Annotated in this window: 7 protein-coding genes; all 7 read left to right on the top strand. The window is 69.8% G+C overall.

All coding sequences use genetic code 11. The features are described 5' to 3' along the window. The first annotated feature begins 22 nt into the window (after positions 1-22). The 7 genes from PSEK12I1_RS24165 to PSEK12I1_RS0117975 are packed head-to-tail and all read left to right on the top strand — an operon-like array spanning position 23 to position 12,046. Positions 23-1,078 carry a cellulose synthase operon protein YhjQ/BcsQ gene (locus PSEK12I1_RS24165; RefSeq protein ID WP_051399196.1) on the top strand — a complete coding sequence of 352 codons (1,056 nt, stop codon included), beginning with the start codon at positions 23-25 and terminating at the stop codon, positions 1,076-1,078. Positions 1,079-1,080: 2 nt separating this feature from the next. After that, complete coding sequence (gene bcsA / locus PSEK12I1_RS0118000; protein WP_027602472.1) at positions 1,081-3,279, top strand: UDP-forming cellulose synthase catalytic subunit; 2,199 nt, start codon at positions 1,081-1,083, stop codon at positions 3,277-3,279. Continuing rightward, positions 3,276-5,504: a cellulose biosynthesis cyclic di-GMP-binding regulatory protein BcsB gene (gene bcsB / locus PSEK12I1_RS0117995; RefSeq protein ID WP_081737539.1), complete on the top strand. Its 2,229-nt coding sequence runs from the start codon at positions 3,276-3,278 to the stop codon at positions 5,502-5,504. The genes bcsA and bcsB overlap by 4 nt, the downstream gene beginning before the upstream one ends. A 3-nt stretch (positions 5,505-5,507) precedes the next feature. Continuing rightward, positions 5,508-9,290 (top strand): cellulose biosynthesis protein BcsC, encoded by a 3,783-nt coding sequence (locus PSEK12I1_RS0117990; protein ID WP_037007192.1) that lies wholly within the window; start codon positions 5,508-5,510, stop codon positions 9,288-9,290. A 14-nt stretch (positions 9,291-9,304) separates the two neighbouring features. Beyond that, positions 9,305-9,970, top strand: coding sequence for a cell division protein FtsQ (locus tag PSEK12I1_RS0117985; RefSeq protein ID WP_027597207.1), 666 nt, complete (start codon positions 9,305-9,307; stop codon positions 9,968-9,970). Further along, positions 9,967-10,617, top strand: coding sequence for an alginate O-acetyltransferase AlgF (locus tag PSEK12I1_RS0117980; RefSeq protein ID WP_051399197.1), 651 nt, complete (start codon positions 9,967-9,969; stop codon positions 10,615-10,617). Before PSEK12I1_RS0117985 ends, PSEK12I1_RS0117980 begins: the two co-directional genes overlap by 4 nt. Before the next feature lie 13 nt (positions 10,618-10,630). Continuing rightward, positions 10,631-12,046: an MBOAT family protein gene (locus tag PSEK12I1_RS0117975; protein ID WP_027602468.1), complete on the top strand. Its 1,416-nt coding sequence runs from the start codon at positions 10,631-10,633 to the stop codon at positions 12,044-12,046. The last annotated feature ends 8 nt before the right edge of the window (positions 12,047-12,054 follow it).

Raw genomic sequence — 12,054 nt, 5'->3', positions numbered from 1 at the left:
CTCCACCTTTTCGGAAGTCGCCATGGTCCGTTCGCTGGATATTGCCAATCTGTTCCGCTCCTTCGGCGGTGATCCCCAGCGCTACCATGAGTTCGAAGCCCCCGAGCCGGTGCCCCACGAAGCCCTCTTGCCAGCCGCAGCTCAGCCGCAGCCTGCGCCGAGCGCCCAGGTCGAAGCGGTCGTCACGGTGGCCGAGGCGGCCGCTCAGGCTGAACCGGACGCCCTGCCCCCGCTGTCGCGGCAGCTAGCGCAGCTGCACAGCAGCCGCCAGGCCAACCAGGCGGTCGCCGCCCTGGACCAGGCGCTGAGTCGCACGCTGCCGCGGTTGACCGGTCCGGTGCTGGCACTGATGTCGGCCCGGGGCGGCACCGGCAAGACAGTCATCGCCGCGGGCCTGGCCCAGGCGTTGAGCCGCAGCGGCCAGCCGGTGCTGCTGGTGGAGCTGGACAGTCAGAACGTGCTGTCTTCGCTGCTGCTGCAGGAAGCGTCGTCCACCACCGGCTCGGTCAGGGCGCCGCTTTCCGTCTGCCTGGCGGTGGACGAGCGCCTGCGCCTGGTGCCCTTTGGCGCCCCCGACGAGCTGGATCTGCAGGCTCTGGAGCAGGCCCTGGCCACCGACACCCAGTGGCTGACCCGCCGCCTGCAGGCGCTGGACGTCCCGGCCGATACCCTGGTGATCCTCGACTGCCCCACGGGCTCGACGCCCCTGAGTCGTCAGGCCCTGGCCCTGGCCACCCGGATCCTGGGGGTGACGACCGCGGATGCGACCGGTTACGCCAGTCTGCCGCGCCTCGAACGTCAGTGGCAGCGTTGCAGCGGCCAGGTCACACCGCTGCACCTGCTCAACCGGGTCGATCCCGCCCGCCCCCTGAGCCAGGACATCGCCGCCATCGTGGCGCAATCCTGGGGCGAACGCCTGCTGGGCGTACTGCCGGAAAGCCCCGATCTGGAGCAGGCCCTGGCCCTGGGCCAGGGTCTGGCCAGCGTCCAGGACGCCTGGGCGCGTGGCCTGGCCGAGCTGGGCGAGGCCTTGCTCGGCGATCTTCGCTCGCCCGTGCAGCACGCCGCGCGCGCCTAGCCATGAGCTTTCTCGACCGCCTGGAACAGGTTCGCCAGCGCCGCGCGGCGCGCGCTGCCGACGCCCAGCCGGTGCCGCCCGCGGCGCCGCTGTGGCTGCAGCTGTTCGCCTGGACGGCCGCCGCGTTGCTGGGCGCCCTGCTGGTGAGCGTGCCCCTGGCGCTGGAAGAACAGGCGGCGTTCGCCGTCGGCTGCTTCGGCGCGGCCTTGTTGCTGCGTCGACTGCCCGGACGGCTGCCGGTGATCGCGCTGATCCTGCTGTCGCTGCTGGCGTCGCTGCGCTATCTCTACTGGCGTCTGACCAGCACCCTGGGCTTCGAGACGCCGCTGGAAATGGTGCTCGGCTACGGGCTGGTGGCCGCCGAACTCTATGCCCTGGCGGTGCTGGTGTTCGGCTATCTGCAGACCATCTGGCCGCTGCGCCGCACGCCGGTCCCGCTGCCCGCCGACCCGGCCGCCTGGCCCACCGTGGACGTCTTCATCCCCACCTACAACGAAGCCCTGAGCATCGTGAAGCTGTCGATCCTGGCGGCCCAGGCCATCGACTGGCCACGCGACAAGCTGCGGGTGCACGTGCTCGATGACGGTCGTCGCGAGGACTTCCGCCACTTCTGCGCGACCGCCGGCGTCTCCTACCTGGTGCGCGAGAACAACGAGCACGCCAAGGCCGGCAATCTCAATGCGGCGCTCAAGGTGACCGACGGCGAGTACATCGCCATCTTCGATGCCGACCACGTGCCGACCCGCTCCTTCCTGCAGGTCTGCCTGGGCTGGTTCCTCAAGGACCCGCAGCTGGCCATGCTGCAGACCCCGCACTTCTTCTTTTCCCCGGATCCCTTCGAGAAGAACCTCAAGACCTTTCGCACCGTGCCCAACGAGGGCGAGCTGTTCTACGGCCTGGTGCAGGATGGCAACGACCTGTGGAACGCCACCTTCTTCTGCGGCTCCTGCGCGGTGATCCGGCGCACCATGCTGGAAGAGGTCGGCGGCGTGGCCACCGAGACGGTGACCGAAGACGCCCACACCGCGCTCAAGCTCAACCGGCTCGGCTACAACACCGCCTACCTGGGCATTCCCCAGGCCGCCGGCCTGGCCACCGAGAGCCTGTCGCGCCATATCGCCCAGCGCATCCGCTGGGCCCGCGGCATGGCGCAGATCTTTCGCATGGACAATCCGCTGCTGGGCAAGGGCCTCGCCCTCGGCCAGCGGCTCTGCTACCTCAACGCCATGCTGCACTTCTTCTATGGCCTGCCGCGGCTGGTGTTCCTTACCGCACCGCTGGCCTATCTGCTGTTCAGCGCGCAGATCTTCCATGCCTCGGCGCTGCTGATCACCTGCTATGTGCTGCCCCATGTGCTGCACTCGAACCTGACCAACTCGCGCATCCAGGGCGAATTCCGCCACTCCTTCTGGAACGAGGTCTACGAGACGGTACTGGCCTGGTACATCCTCAGGCCCACGCTGCTGGCGCTGATCAACCCGCGGCTGGGCAAGTTCAACGTCACCGACAAGGGCGGCATCATCGCCAGCGACTACTTCGACTGGGAGCTGGCGCGTCCCTACATCGTGCTGCTGGCGCTCAATCTGCTCGGCCTGGGCGTGGGTATCGGTCGGCTGTTCCTAGGCGATCCCGAGGCGGTGACCACGGTCGCCATCAACCTGGTCTGGACCCTCTACAACCTGGTGATCGCCAGTGCCGCGGTGGCCGTGGCCAGCGAGACGCGCCAGGTGCGCGCCGAACCCCGGGTGGCCGCCACGCTGCCGGCCGGACTCGTGCTCGCCGATGGCAGCCGCCTGGAATGCAGCACCCTGGACTTTTCCCAGAGCGGCATCGGCCTGAAGTTGCCCGCGGGCCTGCATCTGCCCGAGGGCAGCGCGGTAGAGGTCGAACTCAGCCGCAACGGTCGCAGCCGTCGCTTCCCGGCCACCGTGGCCTTCAGCCGCGCCGGCGCCGTGGGCACCCGCTTCGCCGAACTCAGCGTGACCGAACAGCGCGAGCTGGTGCGCATGACCTTTTCCCGCGCCGATCTCTGGGCCGAGGCCTGGGGCAATCACCGTCCGGATTCCCTGCTGGGCTCGCTGCGCGAGGTCAGTCAGATCGGCCTGCGCGGCATCGCCGATCTCAATCGCAACGTCTGGCGCCTGAGCCGACCTTCCCGGCGCACGGCGCCCTCCTCCTCCGCCTCCCTGGACCGCCCATGACCGTGTCGCTACGTCTCGCCCCCCTGCTGCTCGCCACCCTGGGTGCCGCGCCCGCCTTCGCCCTGGCCCAGAATGCGCCGCCGGTGGCGGTGGCCGGCAGCGGCTACGACAACAGCTTCAAGCAGCTCGGCGCGGTCTATCCCTTCAATCTGCGCGGCATCGACAGCCGGGACGGAGTCGGCTTCGACATTCGCGCCGACGAGATCGTCAGCGCCGCCAAGGTGACGCTGAACTACACCTATTCCCCGGCGCTGCTGCCGGAGTTGTCCCAGCTCAATGTGCTGGTCAACGACGAGGTCGCCGCCAGCATTCCGCTGCCCAAGGAAGGCGCCGGCACGCCCCAGACCCGGGTGGTGGACATCCCGCCGCGGCTGATCACCGAATTCAACCGGCTGAGCATCCAGCTGATCGGCCACTACACCATGCAGTGCGAAGACCCGCTGCACTCCAGCCTCTGGGCCAAGGTGAGCAATGGCAGCCGCCTGGACATCCAGGTCAGTCGCCTGGACCTGGCACCGGACCTGGCGCGCCTGCCGCAGCCGTTCTTCGATCGCCGCGATGCCCGGCAGCTGGAACTGCCCTTCGTCATCGCCAGTGCGGCCGACAACGGCACCCTGGAGGCCGCCGGCACCCTGTCGTCCTGGTTCAGCGCCCTGGCCAGCTATCGCGGCGCCCGCTTTCCCAGCAGCCAGAACGCCCTGCCGGCCAAGGGCAATGCGGTGGTGCTGGTCACCAGCGAAGAGCGCGCCAAGACCTTGGGCCTGAGTCTGCCGGCACCGGCGACGGCGCGGGTCGACATCCTGGCCAACCCCTTCGATCCCCAGGGCCAGCTGCTGGTGATCTCCGGCCGCGATGCCAACGAACTCAAGCGCGCCGCGAGCGCCGTGGCCCTGGGTCACCAGACCCTCTCCGGCCAGAGCATGACCTTCGACACCCTGCAGGCGCTGCAACCGCGCAAGCCCTACGATGCGCCCAACTGGCTGCCCAGCGACCGACCGGTACGCCTGGGCGAACTGGCCACGCCCAAGCAACTGGCGGTCTCCGGCTATGACTCGGGTACCATGAGCGTGCCGCTGAGGCTGCCGCCGGATCTGTTCCTCTGGCGCAACCAGGGGCTGCCGCTGCACCTCAGGTACCGCTACACCCCACAGCCGGTGGCGACCAATTCCTCGCTGCTGGTAAGTTTCAACGACCGCTTCGTGCAGTCCATCGCCCTGCCGTCCCAGGAACACCTGGACCAGGGCCTGCTGGGGCTGATCAAGGACGAGGAACTGCCGCGCGAAGCCGAGGTGCGGCTGCCGCTGGAGGGCGAGGCGCTGCAGGCCCGCCTGCAATTCCGCTTCATGTACGACTACCTCAAGCAGGGCGAATGCCGCGACGTCATCATCGACAACATGCGCGGCACCCTGGAACCGGATTCGACCCTGGATCTCTCCGGCTATCGGCACTTCATCGCCCTGCCCAACCTGGGCGTGTTCAAGGACAGTGGCTTTCCCTTCACTCGCCTGGCGGACCTGAGCGAAACCGCGGTGATCCTGCCCGATGCGCCCAGCGCGGCGGAGATCGACACCTACCTCAATGTGCTCGGCCGCTTCGGCAGCTCCACCGGCTATCCCGCCACCGCGGTCACCTTGGCCCGTGCCGGCGAGGTCGACGGCCTGGTCGACAAGGATCTACTGCTGATCGCCAGCGGCGCCGACCAGCCGCTGTTGCAACGCTGGGCCGCCCAGTTGCCCGCCGGCTTCACCGGCAACGGCCAGCGCTTCGAGGTATCCGACCTGGCGTTCAAGGTGCGCCAGTGGTTCGGCAGCGACAACGCGGCCAGCCTGGAGCGCAGTCGCGCGGCCCTGAGTGCCAGTGGCGGTGCCGGTACGGCCTTCGTCACCGGCTTCGAATCGCCGCTCAGGAGCGGTCGCAGCGTGGTGGCCCTGGTCGCCGCCCGCCCGGAGGGCCTGGCCGACATCAGCCGCGCCCTGACCACCCGGGAAGACTATGCCCAGGCCTTGCAGGGCAGCCTGGCCACGGTGCGTGGCCAGCAGGTGGAAAGCCTGGTGGCCGACGAGACCTATCACGTCGGCAGCCTCGGGCCGCTGCTCTATGTCCGCTGGCAACTGGCTCGCCATCCGCTGCTGATGCTGGGCCTGAGCGCCCTGGGCGTGGCCCTGCTGGCCGGCCTGCTCCATGCGGCGCTGCGCGCCCGCGCTCGTCAGCGGCTGGAGCGCTAGACCATGAACCATGCACCGCTGCTGGCTACCCTGCTGACCGGTCTGCTGCTGCCGCCGCTGGCCCAGGCGGCCGGTACCCCCGAAGCGCTGCTCCTCGAGCAGGGTCACTTCTGGCAGGCGCGCAAGAATGCGCCCCGCGCCCAGGAGACCTGGAACAAGTTGCTCGAACTGGATGCGCAGCAGCCCGAGGCGCTGTACGGCCTGGGACTGATCGAGGTGCAGGCCAACCGGCTGCCGGCCGCCCAGGCCTATCTGCGCCGCCTGCAGGCGCTCAAGCCCGTGCCCCAGCAGGCCCTGCAGCTGGAGCAGGACATCGCCCTGGCCAGTGGTGACAATCCGCAGCGCCTGGTGGATGCCCGCCAGCTGGTCAGCGAAGAAAAGCCGGTGCAGGCACTGGCGCTCTATCGTCAGCTGTTTGGTGGCCGCCTGCCCCAGGGTGATCTGGCGCGGGAGTACTACGACATCCTCGCCTACACCCCCAATGGCTGGCAGGAAGCCGGTCCGGGCATCGAGCGTCTGCGCAAGCTGCAGCCCAGCGATCCGGCGCTGATGCTGATCCAGGCCAAGCACCTGGCGCGCTTTCCGGCCAGTCGCAGCCGCGGCATCCAGGCCCTGGCGGAGCTGAGCACGCGCAAGGACATCGGTGGCGAAGCCGCCGAATACTGGCGCCAGGCCCTGGTCTGGAGCGGTCCGCCCGGTCCGGCCGAGGCACCGCTGTTCGAGGCCTATCTGCGCCAGCACCCGGATGACGCCGAGTTGCGCGCCCAACTGGAAAAGGGCCGTACCCTGAGTCGCAGCGGCGGTCTGGATCCGCAATTGGCCCGCGGTATCGAAGCCTTGCGCCGCAATGAGCTGGGCGCTGCCGAAAGCGCCTTCCAGGCGCGCCTCAAGGTGGCGCCGGAGGATGCCAACGCCCTAGGCGGCCTGGGCATCGTCCGTCAGCGCCAGGAACGCTTCGACGAAGCCGAAGCGCTGCTGAACCGCGCCACCCGTCAGCCGGGCGGGGCGCGCTGGCAGGCGCCGCTGGCCGAGGTACGCTACTGGGCGCTGCTCGCCCAGGCCCGCAAGGCCCAGCAGGCCAACGACTTCAGCACCGCCCGTGCCCGCGTGGAACAGGCGTTGCGGCTGGACGCCAAGCGCCCGGAAGCACCGCTGGCCCTGGCCGGACTGCAGGCCCAGACCGGTCAGCTGGACGCCGCCGAGGCCGCTTATCGACGGATCCTGCAGCAGGATCCGCGCAATCTCGAAGCCCGTCGGGGCCTGATCGATCTGCTCGCCGAGAGCGAGCGTCCGGCCGAGGCCCTGCGCCTGCTCGACACCCTGACCCCGGCCGAACGTGCCAGGCTCGGCAACCTGGATCGGCTCAAGGCCACCCAGGCCTTGCAGGAAGCCAAGCTGGCCGAGGGCCGTGGCGATCTCCAGGGGGCCCGTCGCGCCCTGGAAGACGCCCGACGCGCCGATCCGGACGATGTCTGGGCACTGCTGGCCCTGGCCCGCCTGCAGCTGCGCCAGGGTCAGGAGGCGGCCGCCCGCCAGACCCTGGACAGCGGTCTGGCCAAGGACCCCCAGCGCCCGGAAGCGCTCTATGTCCGCGCCCTGTTCGCCCTGGAGCAGCGGGATCCCGCCGCGGCGCGCGCGCTGCTCGGGCGCATCCCGCCGGCCCAGCGCACGCCGGCCATGACGGGGCTGGCCGCTGATCTCGACTTCGATGCCCGGGTAAGCGCCGCCCGTGACCTGGCCCGCCGCGGCCAGCAGCAGGCCGCGCGGCGCCAGCTGGCGGCCCTGGAGCCGCAAGCCGGCGAGCGCCCCGCCGCTCTGGGTGGCCTGGCGGCGGCCTATGCCGAGGCCGGTGACCCGGAACGCGGGCTGCGCCTGCTGCGCGATGTCCTGGCCCGCGAACGCACGCCCGATCCCGCCCTGCGCCTGCAATACGGCGAGGTGCTGCTGCGCAGTGGCGCCGACGACGAGGTCAATGCCCTGCTGCACGATCTGCAGGGACAGCGCCTGACCGCCGCGCAGCGCCAGGGTTATGACGACCTGCTCTATCGCTACCGGGTGCGTCAGGCCGACCAGTTGCGCGAGCGCGGCGATCTGGTCACCGCCTACGACACCCTGGCGCCGGCCCTGGCCCAGCGCCCGGACGATGACCTGGCCAACGCCGCCCTGGCGCGGCTGTACCTGGCCAATGGCGAGGCAGACAAGGCGCTGCGCCTCTATGAACCCCTGCTGCGCCGCGCCCCCGACAACCCCCGGCTGCAACTGGGTGCGGCCGATGCCGCCGTGCGCGCCCGGGACAACGCCTATGCCGAGCGCGCCCTCGAACGCGCCGTCACCCTGGGCGCCGACGACGTCGGGGTGTTGACCGAGGCCGCGCGCCTCTATCGCGCCCTGGGTCGCGACGGTCGGGCCACCGAGCTGCTGCGCCAGGTGGTGGCGGTGGAGCGCCGCGACGCCGAGACCGCGCGACCCCTGGCCAGCGCCCCGGCCAATCCCTTCGGCCCGCGCCGCGGCAGCGCCACCCTGGCCAGCCAGGCCATTCCGCCGACCGCCGACCAGTTGCTGGCGGCGGCCAAGGCCGCCCCGCTGGCGGATGCGCCCGTCGCTCCGCAGGACAGCGCAGCTGAGCGCGCCCTCGACGACCTGCTGCAGACCCGCAGCGCGCGGATCACCCAGGGCCTGACGGTGCGCAGCAACGACAACGAACGCGGCCTCGGCAAGCTCACCGACGTGGAAGCGCCGCTGGAGATCGACTTCCCGCTGGGCGATGTGCGCCTGGCCGTGCGAGTCACCCCGGTCAGCCTGACTGCCGGCAGTGTCGGCAGCGACGCCCGCAGTCGCTTCGGTGGCGGCCCGGCCGCTACCCAGGCCGCGCCGGACGCCGCGCCGGGCAGCCAGAGCGACAGCGGCGTGGGCCTGGCGGTGGCCTACAGCGATCCCCAGCTCGGCCTCAAGGCCGACGCCGGCACCACGCCCCTGGGCTTTCTCTATTCCACTCCGGTGGGCGGGGTGAGCCTGGAGCGACCGCTGACCGACCACAGCCGCTACAGCCTCTCGGCCTCGCGCCGGGCGGTGATCGACAGCCTGACCTCCTTTGCCGGCAGCGAAGACGCCCGCACCGGCCAGCAATGGGGTGGCGTGACCGCCAATGGCGTGCGCGGCCAGCTCGGCTACGACGACAGCCAGTTCGGTGCCTATGCCTATGCCTCCTGGTACCGGCTGCTGGGCAATCATGTCGCCGACAACAGCCGTACCGAGCTGGGCACCGGGCTGTACCGCTACCTGATCAACAGCGAAGACAGTCGCCTGACCCTGGGCCTGTCGCTTACCGGCATCGCCTACGACAACAACCAGGCCTTCTTCACCTATGGCCATGGCGGCTACTTCAGTCCGCAGCGCTTCTATGCCCTGGGCGTCCCCCTGACCTGGTCGCAGCGCACCGATCGCTGGACCTGGCAGCTGCGCGGCGCGGTGGGCCTGCAACGCATCGAGCAGGACGGCGCCGACTTCTACCCGACCGACGCCCGCCTGCAGGCCGCGGCGAGCCAGGCGCTCGGCGCCCCGGCGGTCTATGGCGGCCAGAGCAAGACCAGTCTCGGCTACAGCCTCTATGGCGCCACCGAATACCAGCTCGGTCGCCAGCTGTTCGTCGGCGGCAACCTCGGCGTCGACAACGGTCGCGATTTCCAACAGCTCAATGGCGGCGTCTATCTGCGCTATGCGCTGGAACCCCAGGACCGTGCACTCGCCCTGCCGGTCAGTCCCTATCGTTCCCCCTACGACAACTGATTCACGGAGCTCCCATGGCAGCCAGCCTCCTCACCGGCCTCACCATTCTCATGATCGGCGACAGCCATCTGGCCACCCCCGACTACCTGATCGGCACCCTGCAGGACAGCCTGGTGCAGCAGGGCGCCAAGGTGCATACCCTGGGTATCTGCGGCACCAACGCCGGCGACTGGCTCAAGGTCACCCCCGGCACCTGCGGTGGCGCCGAGCGGCGCAACGGCGACAAGGCCGTGGTGCTTGGCGGCAAGGCGGCGACCCAGCCGATCAACGAGCTCATCGCCGCCGACAAGCCCGATCTGGTGCTGATCGTCATGGGCGACACCATGGCCAGCTACACCAACCCCAGCTTTCCCAAGACCTGGGTCTGGCAGCAGACCACCAGCCTGACCAAGGCCATCGCCGCCACCAAGACCCACTGCGCCTGGGTCGGTCCGACCTGGGGCACCGAGGGCGGCAAGTACGGCAAGACCTTCGAGCGGGTCAAGCTGATGTCCGGCTTCCTCGCCAGCAACGTCGCGCCCTGCAGCTACATCGACTCCCTGAGCTTCGCTAAGCCCGGCCAGTGGGCCACCATCGACGGCCAGCACCTGACCGGTCCGGGCTACAAGTCCTGGAGTTCGGCCATCGTCGACGCTCTGAACAAGCTGCCTGCCGACAAGCTCAAGGGAGCCGCCCAGTGAAGGCCCTGCTGCTGCTCGGTCTGCTGGTGGGCGGGGTCGCCCAGGCCGAGGTGTCCCTCTATCCCACCGGCCCCAGCGAAGACTCGGCCTTCCTCCGCTTCGTCAACGCCGGCAGCCAGCCCCTGGCGCTGCAGGCCTCCGGCTCCGCCGCGCGGCTGCAGCTGGAGGCCGCCAAGCCGGTGTCGGATTACCTGACCGTGCCGGCGACCAAGGCGATCAAGGGCGAACTGGTCCAGGGCGCGGCCAAGGCCCCGCTGGAGCTGACCGTGGCCGCCGGTGAATTCGCCACCCTGGTGGTCCTGCCCGGCACCCCGCTGGTCCAGCGCCTGGTACGCGAGCAACCCGACGACTTCAATGCGCTCAAGGCCTCGCTGGCCTTCTACAGCCTGGATCCGCAGTGCGCGACCCCGGGCCTGCAGGCGGCCGGGCGCAATGCCGATATCTTCAAGGACGTGGCCGACGGCACCCTGCAGCGCCGCAGTCTCAACGCCGTGGCGCTCAAGGTGCAGCTGACCTGCGCCGGCCAGGCCACAGGCGCAGCGCTGGACCTGGGCGAACTCAGGGCCGGCGAGCGCTACAGCGTGCTGCTGCTGCCTGGCGCCAGCGGTCCGCGGCTGCTCGCCACCCAGGACGCTATCGCCCACTAAGGACAGCCGCTCGATGGTCTTCGCCTCGCTGGAATTCCTCACCCTCTTCCTGCCGCTGTTCCTGCTGGTCTACGCCCTGGCGCGGCCCGGCGGGCGCAACGGGGTGCTGCTGGTGGGCAGCTGGCTGTTCTATGGCTGGCTGAGTCCGCTGTTCTTGCTGCTGCACATGGCCCTGGCGCTGCTGGCCTGGGTCGGCGGGCTGCTGGTGGATCGCGCGCGCGAAGGCTCGAGGACCCGACTGCAGCTGCTCGCCGGGCTGATCGTGATCAACCTGGCGGTGCTCTGCTGGTACAAGTACGCCAACATCGTCGCCGCCACCTGGAGCCAGGTGCTGGTGACCGCCGGCGCCCTGCCGCTGGACTGGCAGAAGGTGGCCTTGCCGGCCGGGCTGTCCTTTATCGTGCTGCAGGCCATCTCCTACCTGGTGGACGTCCATCGCCACGTGGTGCCGGTGGAGCGCAGCTTCGTCAACTACGCCACCTACATCTCCATGTTCGGCCATTCCATCGCCGGCCCGATCATCCGCTACGACTGGGTGCGCCGCGAACTCAACCAGCGCTGGTTCAATCGCGAGAACTTCGCCCTCGGCGCGCGCCGCTTCATGATCGGCCTGTGCATGAAGGTGCTGGTAGCCGACACCCTGTCGCCGCTGGTGGACGTGGCCTTCCACCTCGACCAGCCGTCCTTCGTCGACGCCTGGATCGGTTGCCTGGCCTATTCGCTGCAACTGTTCTTCGACTTCGCCGGCTACAGCGCCATGGCCATCGGCCTGGGCCTGATGCTGGGCTTCCACTTTCCGGAAAACTTCAACCGGCCCTATCTCGCCCGCAGCATCCAGGATTTCTGGCGGCGCTGGCACCTGTCGCTGTCCAGCTGGCTGCGCGACTACCTCTACATCTCCCTGGGCGGCAATCGCGGCGGTCGCTGGCGCACCTATCGCAACCTCTTTCTGACCATGGCCATCGCCGGTCTCTGGCACGGTGGCGACAGCTGGAACTACCTGCTCTGGGGCATGCTGCACGGCCTGGCGCTGTGCCTGGACCGGCTCTGGGACGAACTCGGCGGCCGGCCGCTGCCGCGGCCCCTGGCCCATGGCCTGACGCTGCTGTTCGTGGCCCTGGCCTGGACGCTGTTCCGCGCGCCGGACTTCGCCACGGCGCTGTCGCTGTACGCCGGCCAGTTCGGTCTGCACGGCTTCGCCCTCGGCGATGCCCTGGCCGTGACCCTGAGACCGGTGCACGGTCTGGCCGCCGGCCTGGGCGTGGCCTGCATCCTGGCCCCGTTGTGGCAGGCGCGCATCGAGGCGCGCCTGCCCGACAGCGCCCTGCTGCGCGTCCTCGGCGCCGCCTGGCCGGTGGCCGGCTTCCTGCTCTGCTTCGCGCTGATCGCCAGTCGCGAAGCCGTGCCCTTCCTCTACTTCCAGTTCTGAGGCCGCCG

Origin of the sequence: Pseudomonas sp. MOIL14HWK12:I1 (genome assembly GCF_000510705.1) — a bacterium.
Taxonomy (GTDB): Bacteria; Pseudomonadota; Gammaproteobacteria; order Pseudomonadales; family Pseudomonadaceae; genus Chryseomonas; species Chryseomonas oryzihabitans.
This window is presented reverse-complemented; position numbering and strand designations above follow the sequence as displayed.